The 23,373-nt window shown below is 37.5% G+C and carries 25 protein-coding genes and 1 pseudogene; 2 read left to right on the forward strand and 24 right to left on the reverse strand.

Going from position 1 to position 23,373, the window contains the following annotated elements:
• Positions 1 to 2 precede the first annotated feature (2 nt).
• The 10 genes and pseudogenes from SOP96_RS19185 to SOP96_RS19230 form a co-directional block, all read right to left on the reverse strand.
• Positions 3 to 299: a hypothetical protein gene (locus SOP96_RS19185; protein WP_326322486.1), complete on the reverse strand. Its 297-nt coding sequence runs from the start codon at positions 297 to 299 to the stop codon at positions 3 to 5.
• A 9-nt stretch (positions 300 to 308) separates the two neighbouring features.
• Entirely contained in the window at positions 309 to 725 is a 417-nt protein-coding gene (locus tag SOP96_RS19190) for a hypothetical protein (RefSeq protein ID WP_326322487.1), read from the reverse strand.
• Positions 726 to 727: 2 nt separating this feature from the next.
• Complete coding sequence (locus SOP96_RS19195; protein ID WP_326322488.1) at positions 728 to 1,861, reverse strand: 3-hydroxyacyl-CoA dehydrogenase NAD-binding domain-containing protein; 1,134 nt, start codon at positions 1,859 to 1,861, stop codon at positions 728 to 730.
• Positions 1,862 to 1,901: 40 nt separating this feature from the next.
• Positions 1,902 to 2,253 (reverse strand): annotated as a pseudogene (locus tag SOP96_RS19200) (four helix bundle protein).
• 35 nt (positions 2,254 to 2,288) lie between these two features.
• Positions 2,289 to 3,089: an enoyl-CoA hydratase/isomerase family protein gene (locus SOP96_RS19205; protein WP_290266145.1), complete on the reverse strand. Its 801-nt coding sequence runs from the start codon at positions 3,087 to 3,089 to the stop codon at positions 2,289 to 2,291.
• A 100-nt stretch (positions 3,090 to 3,189) separates the two neighbouring features.
• The gene (paaD, locus tag SOP96_RS19210) at positions 3,190 to 3,627 is read right to left on the reverse strand and encodes a 1,2-phenylacetyl-CoA epoxidase subunit PaaD (RefSeq protein ID WP_411911998.1); all 438 of its coding nucleotides are present in this window, start codon (positions 3,625 to 3,627) and stop codon (positions 3,190 to 3,192) included.
• Positions 3,628 to 3,837: 210 nt separating this feature from the next.
• On the reverse strand, positions 3,838 to 4,587 hold the full coding sequence (gene paaC, locus SOP96_RS19215; RefSeq protein WP_326322490.1) for a 1,2-phenylacetyl-CoA epoxidase subunit PaaC: 750 nt from the start codon (positions 4,585 to 4,587) through the stop codon (positions 3,838 to 3,840).
• Between the two features lie 94 nt (positions 4,588 to 4,681).
• The gene (gene paaB, locus SOP96_RS19220; protein ID WP_027373980.1) at positions 4,682 to 4,963 is read right to left on the reverse strand and encodes a 1,2-phenylacetyl-CoA epoxidase subunit PaaB; all 282 of its coding nucleotides are present in this window, start codon (positions 4,961 to 4,963) and stop codon (positions 4,682 to 4,684) included.
• A gap of 105 nt (positions 4,964 to 5,068) precedes the next feature.
• The gene (gene paaA / locus SOP96_RS19225; RefSeq protein WP_326322509.1) at positions 5,069 to 6,007 is read right to left on the reverse strand and encodes a 1,2-phenylacetyl-CoA epoxidase subunit PaaA; all 939 of its coding nucleotides are present in this window, start codon (positions 6,005 to 6,007) and stop codon (positions 5,069 to 5,071) included.
• A gap of 174 nt (positions 6,008 to 6,181) precedes the next feature.
• A complete protein-coding gene (locus tag SOP96_RS19230) occupies positions 6,182 to 7,267 on the reverse strand; it encodes a 2Fe-2S iron-sulfur cluster-binding protein (RefSeq protein ID WP_326322491.1) in 1,086 nt (361 codons plus the stop codon).
• A gap of 440 nt (positions 7,268 to 7,707) precedes the next feature.
• Between SOP96_RS19230 and SOP96_RS19235 the strand changes: the two genes are divergently transcribed.
• Positions 7,708 to 9,570, forward strand: a complete 1,863-nt coding sequence (locus SOP96_RS19235; protein WP_326322492.1) for a M1 family metallopeptidase — start codon at positions 7,708 to 7,710, stop codon at positions 9,568 to 9,570.
• A gap of 70 nt (positions 9,571 to 9,640) precedes the next feature.
• On the opposite strand, the gene SOP96_RS19240 is transcribed toward SOP96_RS19235, so the two are convergent.
• The 6 genes from SOP96_RS19240 to clpB form a co-directional block, all read right to left on the reverse strand.
• Entirely contained in the window at positions 9,641 to 10,633 is a 993-nt protein-coding gene (locus tag SOP96_RS19240; protein ID WP_326322493.1) for a zinc metalloprotease, read from the reverse strand.
• A gap of 190 nt (positions 10,634 to 10,823) precedes the next feature.
• Positions 10,824 to 11,462 (reverse strand): response regulator transcription factor, encoded by a 639-nt coding sequence (locus tag SOP96_RS19245; protein WP_326322494.1) that lies wholly within the window; start codon positions 11,460 to 11,462, stop codon positions 10,824 to 10,826.
• Positions 11,459 to 12,244 (reverse strand): sensor histidine kinase, encoded by a 786-nt coding sequence (locus SOP96_RS19250; RefSeq protein ID WP_326322495.1) that lies wholly within the window; start codon positions 12,242 to 12,244, stop codon positions 11,459 to 11,461. Before SOP96_RS19250 ends, SOP96_RS19245 begins: the two co-directional genes overlap by 4 nt.
• On the reverse strand, positions 12,223 to 12,870 hold the full coding sequence (locus tag SOP96_RS19255) for a hypothetical protein (protein WP_326322496.1): 648 nt from the start codon (positions 12,868 to 12,870) through the stop codon (positions 12,223 to 12,225). Before SOP96_RS19255 ends, SOP96_RS19250 begins: the two co-directional genes overlap by 22 nt.
• Positions 12,871 to 12,901: 31 nt before the next feature.
• Positions 12,902 to 13,441 carry a hypothetical protein gene (locus tag SOP96_RS19260; protein WP_326322497.1) on the reverse strand — a complete coding sequence of 180 codons (540 nt, stop codon included), beginning with the start codon at positions 13,439 to 13,441 and terminating at the stop codon, positions 12,902 to 12,904.
• Positions 13,442 to 13,646: 205 nt separating this feature from the next.
• A complete protein-coding gene (gene clpB, locus SOP96_RS19265; RefSeq protein ID WP_326322498.1) occupies positions 13,647 to 16,241 on the reverse strand; it encodes an ATP-dependent chaperone ClpB in 2,595 nt (864 codons plus the stop codon).
• 349 nt (positions 16,242 to 16,590) lie between these two features.
• Between clpB and SOP96_RS19270 the strand changes: the two genes are divergently transcribed.
• Complete coding sequence (locus SOP96_RS19270; protein WP_326322499.1) at positions 16,591 to 17,226, forward strand: TetR/AcrR family transcriptional regulator; 636 nt, start codon at positions 16,591 to 16,593, stop codon at positions 17,224 to 17,226.
• Between the two features lie 2 nt (positions 17,227 to 17,228).
• Here SOP96_RS19270 and SOP96_RS19275 read toward each other — a convergent pair whose 3' ends face one another.
• From SOP96_RS19275 to SOP96_RS19310, 8 genes are all read right to left on the reverse strand, one after another.
• Positions 17,229 to 18,059, reverse strand: a complete 831-nt coding sequence (locus tag SOP96_RS19275; protein WP_326322500.1) for an endonuclease/exonuclease/phosphatase family protein — start codon at positions 18,057 to 18,059, stop codon at positions 17,229 to 17,231.
• Between the two features lie 95 nt (positions 18,060 to 18,154).
• A complete protein-coding gene (locus SOP96_RS19280; RefSeq protein WP_326322501.1) occupies positions 18,155 to 18,355 on the reverse strand; it encodes a hypothetical protein in 201 nt (66 codons plus the stop codon).
• Between the two features lie 2 nt (positions 18,356 to 18,357).
• The gene (locus tag SOP96_RS19285) at positions 18,358 to 19,614 is read right to left on the reverse strand and encodes a S8 family peptidase (RefSeq protein ID WP_326322502.1); all 1,257 of its coding nucleotides are present in this window, start codon (positions 19,612 to 19,614) and stop codon (positions 18,358 to 18,360) included.
• Between the two features lie 11 nt (positions 19,615 to 19,625).
• On the reverse strand, positions 19,626 to 20,204 hold the full coding sequence (locus SOP96_RS19290; protein WP_326322503.1) for a hypothetical protein: 579 nt from the start codon (positions 20,202 to 20,204) through the stop codon (positions 19,626 to 19,628).
• Positions 20,204 to 20,920, reverse strand: a complete 717-nt coding sequence (locus tag SOP96_RS19295; RefSeq protein WP_326322504.1) for a hypothetical protein — start codon at positions 20,918 to 20,920, stop codon at positions 20,204 to 20,206. The genes SOP96_RS19290 and SOP96_RS19295 overlap by 1 nt, the downstream gene beginning before the upstream one ends.
• A 15-nt stretch (positions 20,921 to 20,935) precedes the next feature.
• Positions 20,936 to 21,805: a DUF2589 domain-containing protein gene (locus SOP96_RS19300; protein ID WP_326322505.1), complete on the reverse strand. Its 870-nt coding sequence runs from the start codon at positions 21,803 to 21,805 to the stop codon at positions 20,936 to 20,938.
• 267 nt (positions 21,806 to 22,072) lie between these two features.
• Positions 22,073 to 22,954: an SDR family oxidoreductase gene (locus SOP96_RS19305; protein ID WP_326322506.1), complete on the reverse strand. Its 882-nt coding sequence runs from the start codon at positions 22,952 to 22,954 to the stop codon at positions 22,073 to 22,075.
• 79 nt (positions 22,955 to 23,033) lie between these two features.
• Positions 23,034 to 23,339, reverse strand: coding sequence for a hypothetical protein (locus tag SOP96_RS19310; RefSeq protein WP_326322507.1), 306 nt, complete (start codon positions 23,337 to 23,339; stop codon positions 23,034 to 23,036).
• Positions 23,340 to 23,373 lie beyond the last annotated feature (34 nt).

A 23,373-nucleotide genomic window follows, 5' to 3' on the forward strand; every position in this document is an offset into this window, starting at 1 on the left:
TTTTAATGTAGGGTTGTTATTTTTTCATATAATTCATCAGCCAGGCGGTCATAAATACTCATGGTTTTGCCAAGAATAATCTGATTGTATGAAAGATTTTCCGCCGGATAAGAAGCATTTAAATCTACTCCTTCTTCATTGGCAATTCTTCTAATCAGCTCTTTATATTTTTCATTGAATTTCCCTAATAATTCAAGTCTTTCCTGATAATTATCAATCGAGGAAAGTTCCTGACTGATGTATTCCTTTTCAATGATAAGCCTTGTTTCCAGTTCAGCTCTGAAGTCATCAATATTCATAAAATTTATTTAATAATTGTCAGCAGTAAGGTAAAGTTTATTTTCATTTTCCATTACTGATTTGCAAATATTTATTATCTCATAATATTCTTTTCCAAACAATTTAATATCAACTTGGTTCTCATTATTAATGAGATAATCATAAAATTCTATGATATCGATAATTTGTTCTTCTTTTTCAGAAGCCCAGCCAATCATATCATACACTCTTGAATAGTTGTATCTATAAACCGTACTTTCCGAAGAATGATGCAAAAAGTCATTATCTAAGTTCATTATTAAATCAAAAGCATTTGTAGCTAAAACTAATTCAGTAATAATATTTTCATCACTATCTTTTTCGCTTAGTATGACCTCTCCTAATCCAAAAGCAAAATGCTTTTGCCAATCAGATAATAAATCTATTCTAAGAGTTTTATGTTTCATATTTAAATGAACTTTCTCAACAACGGGCTTTGTCTATATCTTTCTTCCTGATATTCTTCGTAAAGATCCTGCAACGTTTCGGAGATTTTAGCATATCCTATTTCTTTTCCCAATGCTAATAAACCTTTGGGATAATTTACTCCTTTTTGCATTGCCAGTTCGATATCTTCGTCATTCGCCACGCCTAATCTTTTTGCTTCTACGGCTTCGTTAATCAGCATAGAAATAATTCTCATGAATATTTTCTGATAAAGCGCATCATCCTTCACAGGCTCTGCTTTAACAGCTCCTTCCGAATAATCGTAAAACCCTTTTCCTGTTTTTCTGCCGTGAAGCTTTGCCTCCGACATTCTTTGCTGAAGAAGAGACGGTTTGTATTTCGGATCGTAGAAATATTCGTTGTACACGGTTTTGGTTACCGAGAAATTCACGTCAACTCCTATCAGATCCATTAATTCAAAAGGTCCCATTTTAAAGTTACCTAACGTTTTCATGGCATCATCAACCTGTTCTACCGTTGCGATGTTTTCCTCAACAATTCTTAACGCTTCACCGTAATAAGGACGCGCAATTCTGTTGACGATAAATCCGGGAATATCTTTTGCAATAACCGGAGTTTTCCCCCAGTCTTTCATCAGATTATAGATTTTTTCCGCTAAAGATTTTTCTGTTAATAAGGATGGAATAACCTCAACTAAAGGCATCAGCGGAGCCGGATTGAAGAAATGAATTCCGATGAAACGCTCCGGTTTCTGTAATTCCGCACCAAGTGAGGTGATGGAAATGGATGATGTATTGGAACCAATCACACAGCTTTCTGAAACGTGTTTCTCCAATTCTGTGAAAACTTTGGTCTTAATTTCTTTGTTTTCGATGATGGCTTCAATAATCAATTCACAATCTTTGAAGTCTTTTAATTCTGCAGCAATGGAAATATTGGCTAAAATTTCAGTCATTTTTTCTGATGAAATTTTCTGTTTATCAACCAGTTTAGTCAATGTTTTTTCCAAACCTACGGTTGCCGTTTCTACCTGTTTTGCGTTGGCGTCATAAATCCAGACTTTGCATCCGTTTGTTGCGGCTACTTGTGCAATGCCGATTCCCATGGTTCCGGCACCGATAATTCCTACATTCATATTTTTAATTTGAAAATTTGGAAATGAGTTAATTTGAAATTTATTTGATCTTCGAACTTGAAATAATTTTAGATAGAATTAATAAAATTTCTTTTAACCTGACATTAGTTTTTCGTTGGGGGATCGCAAATATGGAGATTTTAAACACAGCAAAAGCCAATATTCTGTTTCATCGGCCTCTTTAGCAGCAATCTTTAATTTATGGATAAATCTGCTTTGCTTTCTGCATTTTGAGCTTCTCTAACATTGGTTCCAATCGAAGTTCCGGCTTTGAAAATCTGATTTGCTAAAGGAAATCTTTTAGCTTCATACAAATCTTCTGAAAATTCAATGATGTCTAAAGCAAAATCAAAAGTCTTATTTACAATAATATTCTCTTTATCATTTCTCATTTTCAAATTCTCAAATTAACACATTTCCAAATTAATTATTTTCCTTTATATTCAGGTTTTCTTTTCTGTAAAAAGGCACTTACTCCTTCTTTAAAATCTTCTGTTTCTGCGGCTTTCTGTTGCAGATCGCCTTCTAATTCCAACTGTTGCTTCAACGTATTATCGTAAGAATGCGCAAATGCCTTTTTGGTTAATTTTAAACCAACAGTAGGCATATTGGATACTCTTTCTAAAATTTCCATTGATTTTGAATTGAATTCTTCTTCAGTGAAAACCTCAGCAACCAAACCATATGATTTTGATTCTTCCGCAGATAATTTTTTTCCGGTAAATGCTAAATAATTGGCTAATTGTCTTCCCAGTAATTTTGGTAAAAAGTAGGTTCCACCCGTATCAGGAATCAATCCGATATTGGAGAAGGCCTGAGCAAAATAAGCTTTTTCATTTGCCAGAACAAAATCGCAGATCAACGCCAACATCGCCCCGGCTCCAACTGCAGGACCATTTACCAATGCAACAACCGGTTTTTTGCAATGGGTAATTTCCATCACCAAAGGATTGTAATAATCTGTTACAATTTTTCTGATGATATCGTTGTCATGATGTTCATTGCCCTGAACAAAAGCATCATCCAAGTTCTGACCGGAACAAAAAGCTCTTCCTCTTCCGGAAATTGCCACACATCTTACCGCAGGATCTTCACTGCATTCTTTTACAAAATCTTTCAGATCTGATAAAGACGGCTTTGTAAGCGCGTTCATGGTATCCGGCTGATTGAGGTAAGCAATTTTTAGCTTTCCGTCAAAATGCGACTCAATATCGAGTTGTGTATACATAGTATTAATTTTTTAATTTGAAAATTATATAATTTGAAGATATTTTTTAAGCAATTTCTATTAATTAACTCATTCTCAAATTTACACATTTTCAAATTGATTAATGGCATTTAAAATAATCAAAAGGCTCTAAACAATCTAAGCATTGATACGAAGCTTTGCATAACGTAGATCCGAACCTGCTGATCTGTCTGGTATTTTCAGAGTCGCAACGAGGACATTTTTTCGGTTTCCCGATATGATGCTCATCGGCTCCTTTTTCGGGAGGGGTAATTCCGTACACCCGGAGTTTTTCTCTCGCTTCATCCGTGAGCCAGTCTGTTGTCCAGATCGGAAACATTTTGGTGACTACTTTTGCCTCCCACCCGTTTTCCTTCATGATCTTGATGATGTCTTCCTCGATGGTAAACATGGCGGGACAGGCTGAATAAGTAGGCGTAATGGTTACTTCACAAGAATTTTCGCCGGTAACTTTTGCTTCTCTTACAATGCCTAATTCCACGATATTAATGACCGGAATTTCCGGATCGGGAACCATTTCTAATATGTCTAAAGGATTTTTCAATCTTCTTCTATCTGATTTTTTTTAAAACGCAAAGTGCACTAAGTTTTTTTGACTACTAACTGTTTTGAAGTTTGCAAAGGCGTTCTACTTAGCAAATGCGACAAATAAGTAGACTGCAAAATTGTTATGCTCGTTCGTTATTTTAAACCTAACAGGTTTTAAAAACCTGTTAGGTTTGTATGTCTACCACGTGCAACCCGGATATGCTCTCTGCATATACTGCAATTCACAAAGGATATATCCGAAATATTCTGTGTGGTAACCTGTTCTTGATTTTGGCTGCATGAAAGGATTGGATGGATATTCCAACCCGAAGTCTGCAAAGTCTTTCTGAGTGATTACTAAGAATTCTTCGTAAAGCGCATCTGTATTCGAAGCAATATTTAAAGCCACCAAATCATCTTCACCCTCAGCTTTTGCAAATAAACCTTTGGTGTATTCCCAGATATTTTCAATGCCTTTTACCAGTCGGGTCCTACTTTCTTCTGTTCCCTGAGCGAAAATTTTCATCCAGGAAGCAGAATGAGTATAGTGATATCTTACTTCTTTTAAAGACTTTTGAGCAATAGCAGAAAGCTCTTCATTTGCAGAATTTGACAATGCTTCATACATCAGTTTCTGATACACCGCGAAAACATACACTTTCAAAATTGTCTGCGCATAATCTTCGTTCGGAAGTTCTACCCAGTGTGCATTTACATATTCGTGTTCATATCTTAAAAAAGCAATATCATCTTCAGATTTTCCGTCGTCTAATAATCTTGAAGCGTAAACATAAAAGTTATTGGCCTGACCAAGCTCATCCAACGCAATATTGGTTAATGCAATATCTTCCTCCAGATAAGGACCTTCACCGCACCACGCAGACAAACGCTGCCCCATGATGAAGCTGTCGTCTGCGAGTTTTAATAAATAATTGTATAATGGGTTCATTGTTCAATCAATTTAAAGACAAATAGATGATAGACTTATAGAAAATAGATTTTAAAACCTTTTATCTATTCGTCTCTTATTTTCAAAGTCTTAATTACATATTTTTAACATCGTTCGGGATCTCGTAGAACGTAGGGTGACGGTATAGTTTGTCATCAGCCGGATCAAAAAATGCTTCTTTATCCACTCCTTCCGAAGTCACGATGTATTTACTCGGAACCACCCAAACCGAAGTCCCTTCTTTTCTTCTGGTATAAACGTCTCTTGCGTTCTGCAAAGCCATTTCTGCTGTAGGTGCCTGTACTACTCCAACGTGTTTGTGGGACAATCCCGGTTTAGTCTGAATAAACACTTCCCACATATCTAAATTTGCCATAGTCAAATTAATTTAACAATGTATTAATGTAACAGTTTAACAATGAGATTCTTCGCTTTGCTCAGAATGACAATAGAATTGCTACATTTCTACAATGGTATATTGTTATATTGAAATTTTTTCCTGTTTTTCTGCGAAAGCTGCTGCTGCTTCTTTTACCCAAGCGTTCTCTCTCTGCGCTTTTCTTTTGGTTTCGATGCGCTTTTTATTGCACGGTCCGTTTCCTTTTAAGATTTCCATGAATTCATCCCATGGAAGTTGTCCGAAATCGTAGTGCTGTCTTTCTTTATTCCATTTCAAATCCGGATCAGGAATGGTTAATCCTAAGAATTCTGCCTGGGCAACAGTAACGTCAACAAATCTCTGACGAAGACTGTCGTTGCTTTCTCTTTTTACTCGGTAATTCATGGATATTTTAGAGTTTGGCGAACTGTCGTCATTCGGTCCGAACATCATTAAAGCCGGCCACCAGAAGCGGTTTAAGGAAGCCTGAGCCATTTCCTTCTGCTGTTTTGTACCCCGACACAGCGCCATCAGAATTTCATAACCCTGTCTCTGGTGGAAAGATTCTTCTTTACAGATTTTCACCATCGCTCTTGAATAAGGGCCGTAAGAATTTCCCATCAACATGACCTGATTCATGATTGCTGCACCATCAACCAGCCAACCGATTGCACCAATATCTGCCCAGCTCAGCGTAGGATAATTAAAAATACTTGAATATTTCGCTTTTCCTGAAAGCATATCTTCGTAGGTTGCATCTCTGTCGGCTCTCACGGTTCCGTCCCCTAATGTTTCCGTTGCAGAATACAGGTATAAACCGTGTCCAGCCTCATCCTGAACTTTTGCCAAAAGCGCCATTTTTCTCCTTAATGAAGGTGCTCTGGAAATCCAGTTGGCTTCAGGCAGCATGCCTACAATTTCAGAATGGGCGTGCTGTGAAATCTGACGAACCAATAGTTTTCTGTAATCATCAGGCATTACATCTTTTGGTTCAACTTTATTTTCGTCGTGTACGTATTGTACAAATTTTTCAATATCTATTTCCATCTTGTAATATTTAAAATGAAGGTAAATTTTAACGCAAAGCTCGCCAAGATTTCTTTTACTACTAACTGTTTTTAAGTTCGCTAAGGCGTTTCACTTAGCCAAGTCCACAAAGTTTTAGAGTGAAATCTTATCATTTTACATTGGTAAATTATTACATTGTTACATTAATTATACGTCATAATTAAGCATCACCACATTGGTTGTCGGGTGACACTGGCAGGTAAGAACGTAACCTCTGGCTACTTCTTCTTCGTTAAGCGCATAGTTTTTTTCCATGAAAACTTCACCTTCCAAAACTTCGGCTTTACACGTACAACAAACTCCTCCTTTGCAAGCAAAAGGAACGGGAAGATTGTCTTTTAATGCTTTATCTAAGATACTCTCTTTTTTTGAATTCAGGTGGAAAGAATATTCATCATCATCAATGATTACGGTTACCATGCTTTCGATGTTGGCAATGGCTTTGAATTCATCGCTCATTTCCTCTGTATTTTCTTCATCGGGAGCGGTGAAATATTCAAATAAAACCTGGATAGCCGGTACTTTTTTATCTTTCTTTAAATAATCGGCAACACTTTTTATCATTTCGGAAGGCCCACAGATAAAGTAGGTTGATTCTTTGACATCGATTTCAGGGTATCTTTCAAAAAGCTGCTCCAGTTTATCCGGACAGATTCTTCCTTCAAACAACTGATCTTCATGCTTTTCGCGGCTCACCATATAAATTACTTTCAGCCTTCCGTTGAACTGCTCTACCAGCTTATCAATTTCAGCCTTTTTCATAATATGATTCATGCTTCTGTTGCTGTAAAAAAGATAAGCATTCGAAAGTGGCTCCTGATAAAGACTTTCTTTAATATTCGATAAAACCGGAGAAATTCCGCTTCCTGCGGCAAGGCCGATGTACGTTTTTACATTGGTTGGGTGATAGGTTGTATTAAACCCACCCATCGGAGGCATCACTTCAAGCTCTTCATCCATGTGAAGATGTTCGTTGAAATAGCCTGAAACTTTCCCGCCTTCTAAAAGCTTAACCAAGACTTCCAGGGTGTTGCTTTTTTCGCTGGGTGCATTGCAGATAGAGTAAGAACGTCTCTCCTCATTTCCGTTGATCATCATCCGGAAATTCAGATACTGTCCCTGCTTGAACCTGAATTTATCCTTCAGCTCTTCGGGAATTTCAACGGCCACATTTACCGCATCGTTGGTATCTTTCTGAACTTTTACCGTTTTTAATTTATAAAATGAATTCATTTTGTTTTTAATATTCTATTAATTTCCGCCTTCACATTTATGCAACTGTCCTGAGCATTAATTTTAGCGGTATTCAGAATTAACCTTCCACATCAATACCAAATATAGACAGCCGAAAAACCAAATAACTAACTAACACTTGTTAGGTGTAAATGTAAAAAGATTTTTTGTTTCTGCCAAATTTTTATGATTTTCATCATACGAAATTATTCAATCTAAAAAAAGAGCTATAATTCAGGCTAAAATTCTGCTTAGTAGGCTTATTACACTGTTCTATAAGGAGTAAATTAACGTATCTTTGCATCCTAATTACATTCTGTAGTGAGCGTGATTTTAATAATGGTAGAACTTATCTGCATTGAATTAAATACAAAACAGAAAATACTTTTTTACCATTTTAAAAATTTATGTTAAATTAAACTGATTATAAAAATATTACAATGAAAAGATTAGTTTTGGGACTGTTGCTTCTTGTTTCATGGCAATTTTCTGCGCAGGAATTGTATATGCCGAGAAATATCAAAAAAGCGTACGAAAATGGCACTCGTGACTTATCCGGCTCACCGGGAAAAAATTACTGGCAAAATAAAGGAATATATAATGTAGAGGTTAAAATAGATGCCAATGCGAAAACCGTTTCCGGAAGAGAAACCATTCTTTACAGCAACAATAGCCCCGACAATCTTTCTGAACTTGCCATACGTTTTGTCAATAATTTACATAAACCCCAGGCTCCGAGATCGGGATTTGTTTCCAAAGATTTTTTAACATCAGGACTGCATATTAAATCACTAATTGTAAATGGTGAGAAATATGCGATCAACAGTGACGATTGGGAAACTGTTGAAAAAGTAAAGTTAAAATCCGTTTTAAAATCTAAAGCTAAAGCGGAAATAAAGATCGAATGGGAATACCCGTTATCTGTACAAAGCGGAAGAGAGGGGCAGATTGATCCTGAAACTTTTTATGTGGCGTATTCTTTCCCGAGAATATCCGTATATGACGATTATAATGGATGGGACATGGTGCCACATTCCGACAGGCAGGAGTTTTATAATGATTTTAATGATTACAGTTTTGCCATCACCGCACCCAAAAATTATGTAGTCTGGGCTACCGGAGATTTCCTGAACCCTGAAGCTGTTCTTCAGTCTGAATATGTAAAGAGGTACCGGAATTCTTTAAAAAGCGACAGGATAATTCATGTGGCGACGAAAGAAGAAATGAAATCCGGAAAAGTAACCAAGCAGAACAAATGGAATGTATGGAAATTTAAAGCAAATCATATTACCGATTTCTGTTTTGCGCTAAGTAATCATTATGCGTGGGATGCTTCAAGCGTTCAGCTGAAAACGAAAAGAGCCAGTGTTCAGGCGGCTTATGGACCCGAAGCCAAAGATTTTGAACATTACGTGGAATGGATGCGCTACAACCTGGACTGGTTTTCCAAAAAATGGCCCGGTGTGGAATATCCTTATATTGTTATGACTGCCATCCAGGGGTATGCCGATATGGAATATCCAATGATGATTAACGACACCAGTATTCCTGATGATTTCCAGGATGCAAGATTAACGGCAGATCACGAAATTGCACATACGTATTTTCCTTTCTACATGGGAATTAATGAAACAAGATATGCTTTCATGGATGAAGGCTGGGCAACAACCCTCGAATACCTCATCGGAATTGATGAAAATGGCGAAGCGAAGGCTAAAGAATTTTACAAAAATTTCAGGGTGAAAAAATGGATCAATGATCCTTCCACAGAGCAGGATCAGCCCATCATTACCATGAGCACCCAGGTTAGCGGTGCGGGGTACGGAAATAATTCTTACGTAAAATCATCTTTGTCTTATCTTGCGCTAAAGGATTATTTGGGAGATGAATTGTTTAAAAAAGCTCTGCATCATTATATGAATAACTGGAACGGGAAACATCCTATCCCGTGGGATTATTTTTATTCTATGAGCACCGGTTCCGGAAAAAACCTCAACTGGTTCTTCAACAACTGGTTTTACACGAATAATTATATTGATCTGAAGGTTGCCGCGGCCAGCCAGATGAATGATCTTTTAACGGTAAATATTGATAACATTGGTGGTTTTGCTATTCCTTTTGAGGCAGAAATCAGTTATGAAGACGAAACAACGGAAAAGCTTCACTTTTCACCTTCAGTTTGGGAAAAAGATCAAAAGCAAATGATGCTTACTATTCCTATTACCAAAAAGGTAAAATCGGTAAACCTTGATGGCGGAATTTTCATGGATTATACACCAGGAGACAATAAGAAAAATTTATAAAGCTATAAACAAGTCCGGCTGTTTCATTCTGAAACAGCCGGACTCTCGTATTTATGAAAAGGGTTCTTAATTAGTACAGTCTTAATCCAGATCTTGCTCCTGACGAAGCTACCACAGACTGCATTCTTGTTTTTTGGCCTGATGAGAACATAAACATAGCTGCATCATCCACATAATCCATATAGTTCATGAACATTACAGATCTTTGTACGCCGCCGCATGTATTGTATAGCGGATAGCTTGGCTTTCCGTAATTAGGACCTGTTTGGGTGGGAGTATCGGCAACAAGATCGTTTCCGCAGTTGGCATCTCCCCAGATGTGTCTTAGGTTAAGATAGTGTCCCACTTCATGCGTAGCTGTTCTTCCCTGGTTAAATGGCGCTGAAGCTCCCGTTTTCCCGAAATAAGGAGCAGCAATTACAACTCCGTCATACCATTGACCCGAAGATTCAGGGAATGTAGCATATCCTAAAATTTGCCCCATATTTCCTACTACCCATATATTAAGATAATTAGAAGGGCTTGTAGCGTCTATTCCGCCGCTGGAAGCTCTCTTCATGGCATCGTTTGTACTCCAGCTCGTTTTGGTAGTAGATTTCCTTACGGTATTTGCCAGTCTGAATTTCACTTTCACATCCCCTGCTTTCAACCCCTGAAAAGCAGTGGGAATTTTAGATGCATCACTGTTTGTTCCTCCATAATCTGCATTCAAAACGGCAATTTGTTCTGCAATACGGGCAGCGGAAATGTTTTCTGAAGAGGTTCTGTATAAAACATTTACCACAACAGGAATTTCAACAGATCCGTCGGCAAGTACTTTTCCCAGTTTTAGGTCGTTTGCGAATTTTTCGGTATTGGCTTCAAGCTCAGAATATTTCTGTCTGAGTTCGGCACTTTTCATGAGAGCAGACTTTCTGATCTCTGCAGAAGGGCATCCTCTTTTCAAGGCAGACCCTCCCAGATTTTCTGTGTTGTTTACTGATTCTTCAGTTTGGTTGGCAATGTTGTCACTGTTACACGACAAGAAGCTCAGCATAAGAACTCCGAATAGTAGTTTTTTCATATACATATATTTTGTTATAGAAAATGAAATTAAAAAATTCAGAATTACTATGCAAGTATTTCACTAAATTGTTACTTATTTTTATTATTCAATCAATACTATTTTTTATATTAACATGAAAATATATCAATATAAACAGTATTTTATTGTTTAAAAATTATATTAATTTAAATTTCAATATTACCCAGCTTTAGCCTGCAAATCCATTTTTTATTGCAAAAACAGCCAATCCTACCCGGGTTTTAAGATCTAATTTATCACAAAGCTGGTCTCTGTAGCTTTCCACCGTTCTCGGGCTACAGCACATTTTGTCTGCAATTTCTTTATAGCTGAGTTCGGTAACGGTGTATTTCAGAAATTCTTTTTCACGTTCGGAAATCTTAATGCTGTTTGCAGAATCTTCGTTATTCATACTGGAGAAAATAATTTTTGACGCCCAGTCGGGGTAGAAAAACCCATCGGTGTTGAGTCTCACAAGTGCATTTTCGAGTTCTTTCGGGTGTGTATTTTTCAGCAAATAGCCTTTTGCCCCGTTTTTTATCATTTTAATGACACTTTTATCATCACCCTGCATGCTTAATGCCATTACTTTAATGCCGGGATGGTTTTCCTTAAGCCAGAGTACTGTTTCAAATCCGTCCATGATTGGCATACTGATATCCATTAAGATGATATCCGGAATCCTGCTGTTGCTTTCAAACTTCTGAATTAGATCTTTACCGTTCTCTGCCACATAGATCACTTCAAATTCTTCAAAATTATCGATAATCCCTTCTAATGCCTTTGCGATGAGTATGTGATCATCTACGATCACTATTGTCTTTTTCATGACTGTTTCTTTAAAATAATGTTGAGTGTGGTCCCAAAATTTTCCCGGCTTTCAAAGCAAAAATCGGCTCCTATGATTTCTGCTCTGTTCTTCATATTGGTGAGTCCGATACCATTTGATTTGATTTTCGACTGGTCGAAACCGATACCGTCATCTTTAATGTTCAGTTCCCAAAGTATTTCATCAGAAGTGTTCAGTGTAATACATATATTTTTACAATTGGAGTGCTTTATACTATTCTGGATAAATTCCTGCGTAATTCTCAGCAACACATTTTTGTGGACGAAACCTAAATCAAGGTGACTGAAATTACAGTTGAATGATACGTTACATTTTTTGAAGGCATTGGTATTGTCTACTTCTTCCTGAATTAAAGTTACAATTTCCTTCTGATTAATTTTATCGTCGGTAAGTGTTTTTGAGAGGCTTCTGAGATCCTGCAAAGACTGGTTGATGATTTGCGAAACCTGCTCAATTATTTCGCTGACTTCCGGAACTTTGTTTTCATACAGAAGCTGCTGTGTATAAAGACTCACGAGGGTAAGCTTTTGACCGATATTATCATGCAGCTCCCGCCCTATCTGCTGCATGGTGGCCTGCTGAATCTCGAGTTGTGTGGCCAGAAGTTCACGCTTATGAATTTCATTTTTCACTTCAATTTCATGGAGGTATTCTTTCTTACGCTGCCTGTATTTGCGGATGTACATGATTACCGCTGCAACAAACAACACAAAAAACATGTTGAACAGGATAATCGTTATCAGGAGCTCTGTTTTCCCCATATCAATGAAATTGAAAATAACATATACATGATAATTCCTGAAATAAGAAAATACGCAAAATAAATATTGAAAATTTCACGGTATTGCTTGATAAGTTCCAGGAAAGTCCAGAACGGTAATGTTCCGATATAGAACAGCGTAACGCCAAGATTGATGTAAAACATTCTGTTTTTATCAAAATTCAAAATCTCCGAATCGTTAATCTGCTTATAATATTCCATTACGACAAGGATCATCAAAATCAGGCACCCCAGTGTATAGTTTAGGGAAAACATTACTTTATTTTCAGAATACAAAAATTCGCTCGGAATAAATGAAAGCAGGTAAAGGGAAGATAGGATTAAGAAAAGATTCATTTTTCTAAAAGATCTCGCGGCATACAGCCAGTAGAAAAATATGAACTGAACCGGAATTACAAAGTAATTGTAAAAAACCTGTTTGTTATACTCAAAAAAAAGTCCGCCCCATCTTCCGATGCTCTCACATACAAAAATAAAAATGAGATAAAACACAAAGTATTTCCAGTATTTATCTTTTATTTTGCTATAAAATACAAGGGAAACAGCAGCTGCAATGCCTTCTGCCCAATACATAAATTCAAATGCTATTCTTTGGAAATCACTCATTGTGCTTCAGTAAAATTTTGTTTTTTAATTATTAAAATAATTCTGTTTTTGTACTGTCTGGTGGTATTAAGGCTCCATGATTCTGGCAAACAACATCAAGTGAGGTGCCTGCATTTCTTGAGGAGGCCATGGCAAGCATTTGCCCGTCATTATGTACCGGATTAAAATCGTAGCTCAGCATATCTCCGTTTTCATCCTGTTTTTTGATGGTAGGAACCATCACAAGCGTGTGTTTTTCAGCATATCCTGTTCCTATTGGTGTACCGTTCATTATATCCCAGTTTTCCAGGTTCGGATACGCCGCGTAATAGAAGCGGATTCCCAAATCTTCCGTATTCGTCTCGGGATTATCGGCATAAGCTAAGGTTTCAATATCAGCAATAAATTTTTTAAGTGTTTTTAGTTCAAAATGGATAGAATGGGCATCATCAATCCCCATTTTTTCTTTTACAGATACCAATTGTTTGTTTCTGTAATTATTTACCAGGGTCTGGATAAGGTCTTGAGCCATCGTATTGGGAGGCAGGTTGAGATCCAGTGTTTCAGTTTCGGAGGTAGGTTGTGTTTTCATAAGCTAGTTTTATAATGTTAGTTGATAATGCAAAGTTCGCAAAAAATCACATTGCTGCGACATGGTTTTTTTCCTGTTTATTTTCAGGGATTTTACGGATTGTTTATTTTAAGTTTAAATCTTATGAAAAGCCTATAATAAAATAAGTGCTGCAGAAACATCTACAGCACTTACTTACAAAAATAATATATATGAAAAAAACTACTTATAGTTCCGTAGGCCTGAAAACGAGGCCTGTTTCCTCGAAATAATCGAGTGTGATTCTGTCTCCGTCGCTCACATTGCCTGCAAGGATTTCTCTTGACAATTTGTTAAGGACTTCCTGCTGAATCACTCTTTTTAAAGGCCTTGCTCCAAATGCGGGGTCATAACCTTTATTCATCAGGTAATCTACAGCATCCTGAGTAGCCGTCATGATGATATTTCGTTTAGACAGCATATCATTAAATCCTCTCAGCTGGTACTGAACAATTTTTCCGATTTCTTTTTTCCTTAACGGCTGGAACAGTACTACTTCATCAATCCTATTTAAAAATTCCGGACGGAGGGTCTGCTTTAATAAATCGAAAACCTGATCTTTAGTTTTATCCACAATCTCATCCTGATTTTCATCGGTAATATTTTCAAAATTCTCCTGAATAAGGTGCGATCCCAAATTCGAAGTCATAATAATGATTGAATTTTTGAAATTTACCACTCTTCCTTTATTATCTGTTAACCGGCCGTCATCCAAAACCTGCAATAAGGTATTGAAAACATCGGGATGCGCTTTTTCAATTTCATCTAAAAGCACCACTGAATAAGGCCTTCTTCTCACGGCTTCGGTCAATTGCCCTCCTTCATCATACCCTACATATCCCGGAGGCGCCCCGACAAGTCTGGACACGCTGTGTCTTTCCTGATATTCACTCATATCAATTCTTGTCATATTGTTCTCATCGTCGAATAAAAACTCGGCCAATGCTTTCGCCAGCTCGGTTTTTCCGACACCGGTGGTTCCTAAGAACAAGAATGAACCAATCGGTTTTTTTTCGTCGCTTAATCCAGCCCTGTTTCTTCGGATTGCATCGGCAACTGCGGTGATGGCTTCATCCTGGCCTACGACTCTGTGGTGGAGTTCGGTTTCCAGATTCAATAATTTTTCTCTTTCAGATTGAAGCAGTTTCGTCACCGGAATTCCCGTCCATTTTGCAATCACCTCAGAAATATTTTCGGAAGTTACTTCTTCTTTAATCAGCTCATTCTGATGATTTTGCATTTCCAGTTCAAGCTTTCTTAACTCTTCCTCTTTTTCTCTAAGTTTTCCGTACTGGATTTCCGCAACTTTTGCGTAATCTCCTGCTCTTGAAGCTCTTTCAGCTTCCAGTTTCAGAGATTCAATATCTTTTTTAATCTGGGTTAAATCTTCAGATTTCTGTTTTTCTTTCAGCCATTTGGCATTGATTTCATTTCGCTGTTCAGAAATTCTGGCAATATCCTCTTTTAAATGGTCGATTTTAGTCTGGTTTCCTTCTCTTGAAATGGCAGCCAGTTCAATTTCCAGCTGCATCAGCTTTCTGTCTAAAACATCTAATTCTTCCGGTTTTGAATTGATTTCCATTCTCAATTTAGCCGAAGCCTCATCAATAAGATCAATCGCTTTATCCGGCAGAAAACGATCTGAAATATACCGCTGAGACATTTCCACTGCAGCAATAATTGCCTCGTCTTTGATTCTTACCTTATGGTGCGCTTCATATTTATCTTTAATTCCCCGAAGAATGGAGATAGCCGATTCCGTATCCGGTTCTTCCACCATCACTTTCTGGAACCGTCTTTCCAACGCTTTATCTTTTTCAAAATATTTTTGATATTCATTCAATGTGGTTGCACCGATGGCTCTCAATTCACCTCTTGCCAAAGCCGGCTTCAATATATTTGCAGCATCCATTGCACCTTCACCGCCTCCGGCTCCCACCAATGTATGAATTTCATCGATGAACAAAATAATTTGTCCGTCTGATTTAATGACTTCGTTTACTACGGATTTCAAACGCTCTTCAAACTCACCTTTATATTTGGCTCCGGCAATTAAAGCACCCATATCCAATGAATACAGGGTCTTATCCATCAGGTTTTCAGGAACATCGCCGCTGATAATTCTGTGGGCAATTCCTTCAGCAATGGCTGTTTTACCAACACCCGGCTCACCAATCAGGATCGGGTTGTTTTTTGTTCTTCTCGAAAGAATCTGTAATACCCTTCTGATTTCTTCATCACGCCCGATCACCGGATCAAGTTTGCCTTCCGCAGCTAATTCGTTGAAGTTTTTTGCATATTTGTTTAAGGACTGATAGGTTTCTTCCGAGCTTGCAGATGTGGCCTTGCTTCCTTTTCGTAATTCTTTGATTCCGCCTTCCAGAAGGTTTTTCGTAACGCCCATATCTTTGAGCATTTTTGAAACCTCTGAACTGGTCTCTAACAGCGAAAGCCATAAATGTTCTATCGTTACATATTCGTCACCCATTTTTTTGGCGATGTTGGGCGCATCCAGCAACACTTTGTTGGCCGATTGGGAAAGGTAAATATTTCCACCTTGTACTTTCGGAAGTTTCTCTAAATTTTCACGGTTTCGCTCTCTTAGCAAAGCAGCATCTGCTTCCGATTTTTTCAGTAAGAAAGGCGAAATATTTTCATCCGCCTGAAAAATTCCTTCAAGAAGATGTTGAGGCTCAATACTCTGGTTGCCAAATTCCATGGCTACCTGTTGAGCAGCCTGGATGGCTTCCTGCGATTTTACAGTATATTGGTTTAAATTCATATCTCTATTTATTTTTGATTTAATTCGGTTTCATTTGTATGATTTCAGACATCAGATTTCAGACCATAAGAGTGTAATTAATGTTAATTTTTAAATCCGATTTTCTAATTTCTGATGCCCTCCATCGTATTTAATCATTTAATTCGAAAGCTATATCACAAAAAGTGTTCAATTATTAATTTTCTAAAAAATAAGGACAAATTTTCCGAAAAATGCATTTTAAATTTAAATTTATCCGACAAAAATTCCGGAATTAATTATTGTATATAAAAATTTATGGAAGAACAGTCACAGATTGGTTTTGAATTAAAAAGTAATCAGAATGACAATCATCAAATCAAAATCATAATTGGAAAATCAAAATATTACAATCAAAATAATTACTTTTGCCATTTACCAAATGGAGCTTAAAGAAAAACAAAAGAAAATATTAGATGTCGCCGTAGAGCTTTTCAAGGAGAAAGGCTACATGGGCAGCTCTGTAAGGGATTTGGCAACAAAGCTCAATATCAAGGCAGCTTCGTTGTATGCCCACATCCGCTCTAAGGAAGAAATCTTGGAGTGGATCTGTTTCGGTATTGCGCAGGAATTTTTTGATGAGCTTCAGGAAGTAAAAAACACTTCTATTCCTCCAAAGGAAAAACTCAACCTGTTTATTGAGAAACATTTATCGGTAGTTCTTAAAAACCGTGATGTGACGCATATTTATTCCAATGAGTGGAAGCATCTGGAGGAGCGCCTTCCGGAATTTATTGCACTGCGAAAAAATTACCAGCAGGAAGTCGAAGAATTAATTTCCGAGATTTACCAGGCCGAAAACTGGGAGTTACGATCGTCTGCTTTTACGACAAGATTTATTCTTCATACTTTGAATAATTCTTATTTCTGGTTTAAAAGAAATACAGAATCTACCATTGAAATTACCGATGAAATCAGGGATAAGATTCTGTTTGGATTGTTGGGAAGGAATTCTTCTGCAAGCTAAGATCAATTAAACTGCAGCTCTGCCAGTACCGGGAAATGATCCGACGGGTAGAGCAGATTTTCTCTTCTGTCGTTAATATGTCTGTGAGATTTAATGGTGAATCCTTTTACAAATATATAATCGATCCTGTTTTTAGGGACTTCGTTGATGTTAAAGGCCGTGAAGGTTCCTTTCGGTCCATAATGTTTTGTTTCTGAATGAAAAAAGCTGTCCTTCATGTTTTGTGACATGATTTTGATCGGCTCCGAATCTTCGGTTAAATTAAAATCGCCGGTTACGGTTACCGGTAGGTTTTTAGGATTTAATTCTTTGATCTTTTTTAAAATCAGTTCGGAAGATTTCACCCTTGCTACATTACCTACATGATCAAAATGGAGATTCATCGCCATGAATTCTTTCTTTGACTTTTTATCTTTAAAATGGGCATACGTGCAAATTCTGTTCAGTGCAGCATCCCATCCTTTTGATGGTTTTTCAGGCGTTTCAGAAAGCCAGAACGTTCCGGATTTTACCACCTGCAATCTTTCTGCATCATAAAATATTGCGGAAAATTCACCTTTTTCTTTTCCGTCATCTCTCCCTACTCCTACATAATCATAATTTTTCAATCCGTTTTTAATGTCTTTCATCTGATCAGGCAATGCTTCCTGAACCCCGAAATAATCCGGATGATAATACGAAAGAAGATCTTCGACATCCTGTTTTCTGTTGGTCCACGAGTTTTCTTTATCAGAATCTACATTCAGCCTGATGTTGAAACTCATTACTTTGAGATTTTGTGAAAAACTTAATGCAAACATCATCATCGCTAAGATTGAAAATCTATAATTCATAATCATTTATTTTAGTTATAAACAAAAATAAGGTTTATCCAATAGAAAGCATACTTCACTGGTACTTTTAATAAATAATTAAAATCATATTATCATTAAATCTCAATATCTTTATCTTCTTCCACGGAGATGAAATACGCTTCAAAATCTTTCTGGTAAACCGGCTTTTCACTTTTTAATTTTACTACTCCAATAGATTGGTAGTGAGCCGCCGGTTTTATGTTTTTCTTTTTAAGTTCTTTTTCAAGATTTTTGATGTCGATATCTTTTTTCAGAACTGCGATATATGTTTTCATATTTATGCCTGTATTAGTCCGCTGCCGATATCCCGGTATTTCAAACCTTCAATTGGCTTTGCTTTGGTTTCTGCCAGTTCCCAGATTTCTTTTGCTGTTTTTTCAGGAAACTGTTCCATGTAGAGAGCCAACATCCCGGAAACGTGTGGCGTGGCCATGCTTGTTCCGCTCATTGCGTAATAATTGCTGCTTTTATTTTTGGAATTTTTCGGATATGTGCTGATGATGTCAACTCCAGGAGCGCAGATATTGACAGAACCTCCCGTTGCGGGATTCAAGCCTGCATTAGAGAATCTGGCGATCTTCATTTGTCCGTCTATAGCGCCTACTGCCATTATGGAAGACGTATTCGCCGGGGAAGAAACCGGCTTTGGGAGTGATGGCCGGCTGCTGTCGTTTCCGGCAGCGGCAATAATGATACAGTTGTTTTCCAAAGCTCTTGCTCCAACGGTTTCAAAAAGAGGTGAAGGTGCATCATTCAATTTAACGGCAGAAGCCAATGATAAGGATAGAATCCTGAATTTCTTTGTAATAGCCCAGTCAATGGCATCAATTACGCTGCTGGTGGTACCTCTTCCCGAATCGGAAAGCACTTTGGCGATTTTTAAATGGGCATCTTTGGCAATGCCATACCGCTTTCTGTTGTCCAGTCTGATGTTTCCGGCTGCGATTCCTGCACAATGTGTTCCGTGGCCATTCGGATCGCGGTCCCAACTTTCTCCGCTGATAAAAGATTTTCCTTCAATTTCTCGTCCAGAAAAATCGGGGTGTGATAATTCTATTCCCGTATCGAGAATACAGATGTCGATTCCTTTTCCTGTATATAAGGAATTTTCGATATTGAGCGCTTTTAACCCCCATTCTAATTCCACCAGTGATTTTTGGGGAAGAGGTTTGTTGATGATGTATTTTTCCAGTTCCGAAATTTTATCGGCAATTTCGGAAGACTGTTTTTTCAGTTCATTGATAATTGACAGTTCGTCAGCAGAAAAGAATTCTCTTTCTTTCTCAAAATAAACAATAGGATTGGAATCGTTTTTCACAGCACTTTTCAGTTGCTCTTCATCCATATTTTCCACGACCAGAACGCCCAAATTTTTATAGAGAACCCCGTTATCATTATCAATCAAGTCATAAGAACGGTTTTCCGATGAAAGAAATTCTGAAGAAGTAATTGTGACTTCCAGCTCATTTTCTACTTTTTTCAGGGATTTTTTCTGTTGGTCTTCAAGCACAACAATATATCTTTCTTTTTCCATGGTGTTGGGTTTTATATTAGTTTTAAAAGGATTTTTTCAATAACCAGAAACAGATCTTCCGAAATCATGCTAAGCCTTAGTTTTTTGTTGATTCCTAAAATCTGGGTGTTGTGATTGACAAGCGAGTTCCAGAATATTTCAATTTTCGGAATCGTATTGAGGTCTTTTACTTTGTCTTCATCTAAAAATCCATTCTGATATAATGAAACGATGAGTCCCGAAAGGATTTCTTCCGCTTCATCCAGTTTTTTTTGTTCCTTGTTGTACATTTCGGTGAGCAATCCGTGAATATTTTCCATTGCACTGAATGAAAAACCCCACTGAAGCTCTCGTTTTGAGGTGGTAATTTTCTCCATCTGAACGGGGTTGAAACCTCTTTTAACCGTTGAAATCATATTCATAATTTTCAATACTTCAGATTCGCAGGTTGTGTTTCCTTTAGATTTCAGATATTCTAAAAACTCATAGAGAAAAGCCTCGAACTGTCCGTCAAAATCGAAAGATTTCGACAGATACAACTCCTGGACTTTATTAAAATGTTGAAAAAGTTCCTGGATTTTCTGTATTGTATGATGAACGAGCTCCTGCATTATTCAAAAATTATCTGTTCGATTTCTTTGCCGTCCTTATCTTTGTAAGACATAATCCTGATGCCTTCTTCTTCCATTTCCACATGAAGGTTGATGAATAATTTATCTTTATCTTCGGCGGAATTGGTATTCGGGTCAATATAAATGTTGTTTAATTTTGAATTGATTAAACTGTACCTGTTCAGGACTTCGGTATAAATTTGTCTCAATACAGCAGATTCTTCTTCCGTGGAAGTGCCTTCGATAGGCCTTTCGATAGGTTTTTGCGGAACAGCCGTTAAGGATTTTGCAGGAGTCCGCAGTACGGGAGGTTTTGTTTCTGTTTCTGTTTTTGGCAGTCTTACGTATTCCAGACTACCACCTCTTACGGAATTCAGCAATGTTTTGAAATCTTCAGTCTGAATGTTTTTTGTGGAAATGGGCTGAATATTCAGTTGCTTTTCTTTATTTACAGTAAGAATTCTTTCGTTGACATCGCGGATTAATTTGACTTCGTTTACCGGGAAATCTCTGTCGGCATCCGCATCAATGTCGGTGATCTTAACGGGAATATCCATTTTCACGCTGGGCAGGGAATACCTGGGAACCTTAAAATATTTTAAATACTCGTGTTGGGCATACTCTTTTGCAATGGCCACTGCATTTTCGTCTGCTTTTTTACGAGCCTGAATTATCTCATTGTTGAGATAATCCAGGTAATCTGATAATTTAATCATAATCTCGTAAAAGTTTTATTGAGCAAGCAATCCAAGAACTTTTTCCAGTCCGGCAGGCATTTCATCGTTTGTAGCTTTTACTTTTACTCCGAGAGAATATTCTTTTTCCACTTTAATTCCCGTGCTGGAAGTTCTCTTGTAAGATACATCGACGTTGAATTTTACCGGACCAAAACCTCCGGAAGCTCCGGCTTTAATTCCGAATTCATCGCTTACGTCTTTGGTGTAGGTAGAATTTAATTTCACATTGAAATCTACATCACAAGTTTCGATTCTAAAGCTTGGTACGTTCAGTAAAGCAATAAACGGAACGGAGATTTCTACATCCTGTTCGATGGTAGGATCTACGTTTGGGGTATCTTGTTCGTTTTTATATTCAGGATTCGGTACGTGTTTTTTGTATTTGAATTCTGCCATACGAAGCTTGTTTTCCTCTCCGTCTTTTTCAAAACCTACCTGCTGGATGAAGTTCACTGTACTGATTGCTGCATTGGATTGTGCTTTAACACATGCATCCAAAGGCCCTCCGATAATTTTTGCAAAATCGATACTTCCCAGCTCTGCCGCAAAATCTGCGCTTTCGGCACCCGATGTTTTAAACACCTGGTCATCGGCGGCCATTTTTCCTGCGATCATTTTCATCACTTCCGAAGACACCGCTGCAAAAGATTTTTCCCATTTCTCATCGTAATTTTTCTTGAAATCATCGATGATGCTGATTAATTCTTTGTTTGAAAGAGCAGTAAGTTCAGAAGTTTCAATTCCTGAAACTTTTTCGTACACGGCAGGCGTTAATGATTTTTCCAGTCCTGTTAAAAGGTCAATTAATTCGTTTTTTGATTTTTTGGTGTGGTTTGCTTCCAACACCGACTTTAATGTTTCCATGTTTTTGAATTTGTTTTAGTAAAAATTTCTACTGCAAATGTATGTCGCTCAATAGTGAACTATCTCAGTGATTCAACTAGACTTCAACCGTAAAATCACCCAAATAAAAAAAGTAGATTCCCGATAGAGAATCTACTTTTGCTTTTATATAAAGCTTTTTTGAATTATAAAGCTATTGAAGGTTTAACACATTAGTTATCAGAAAATATCTGATTTTCTACTTAATATTTTTAAATTCTTCAATTATTAATGATTAAAAATTTACAACTAATTTGATTTTTTCGCTTTAATCATTGCTTCCAGCGCATCCCACATTTCCTGCGGAATATCTTCCAGCATATTAAATTCGCCGGCACCCTGAAGCCATTCTCCACCATCAATGGTTACCACTTCTCCGTTTACGTAAGCAGAATAATCCGAAACCAGATACGCCGCAAGGTTGGCCAGTTCCTGGTGTTCTCCTACTCTTCGTAATGGTACTTTTTTCCTCATGTCAAATTTTTCCTGAAGATCCCCCGGAAGCAACCTGTCCCAAGCTCCTTTTGTAGGAAATGGTCCCGGAGCAATTGCGTTAAAACGGATTCCGTACTTTGCCCACTCAACCGCCAGTGATCTTGTCATCGCCAATACTCCTGCTTTGGCACAAGCCGACGGAACAACATAGGCAGAGCCTGTCCAGGAATAGGTTGTGACGATATTCAGAACGGTTCCGGGTGTTTTGGAATCGATCCAGTGTTTCCCGATAGAAAGAGTGCAGTTTTTTGTTCCTTTTAAGACAATATCCAGAATGGAATCGAAAGCAGAATGTGTTAATCTTTCGGTTGGGGAAATGAAGTTTCCCGCTGCATTATTCAGCAAGATATCAATTTTTCCGAATTCTTTTAAAGCTGCTTCTTTCATTGCTTCCACTTCACCCCAGTTCCTAACGTCGCATGCTACGCTGAGAACTTTTCCGCCGGTTTCCTCTTCGAGTTCTTTGGCCGTTGCCTGCAACTTCTCAAGGTTTCTGGAAGTGATCACGACTTTTGCGCCTAACTGAAGAAAGTATTTGGTCATTGCCTTTCCCAGTCCGCTGCCACCGCCGGTAACGATGGCTACTTTATCTTTTAAGGCATCTTCGCGTAACATGGGTTGTGTATATAAGTTCATATTGTTTATTTTTCTTAAAAATACTAATTATTGATATGCTGTCCTTTAAAAAGAGCTAAGAAATAATGCGGTAAATAATTTATTTTTGTTTTTTACCGCAAAAGAGGTAAAAGAATTGACAATGCAGAAAAGAATTCAAGAGTTTGCAAAAAGATGAAACGGCTAATGATTTTTCTTGAATCAGGTTTGTTAAATTAATTTCTGTAATAGATTTTACCGCAAAAGTTGCAAAAGAATTGACAATGCAGAAAAACTTAAAAGTTTGCAAAAGTTGAAACGGTGAATGATCTTTCTTTGTTAAGTTAAAATTATAATAGCTAAAAATTTCCAATATTGAAATAACGACTTTCATCTTAGCCCGGATTGCAGCTTTGTTTGAGCTCATTTTGTTTGTTTTCGGCGCGGCAGCTTCGCTGCCG

This window comes from Chryseobacterium salviniae (genome assembly GCF_035819015.1).
GTDB lineage: Bacteria > Bacteroidota > Bacteroidia > Flavobacteriales > Weeksellaceae > Chryseobacterium > Chryseobacterium salviniae.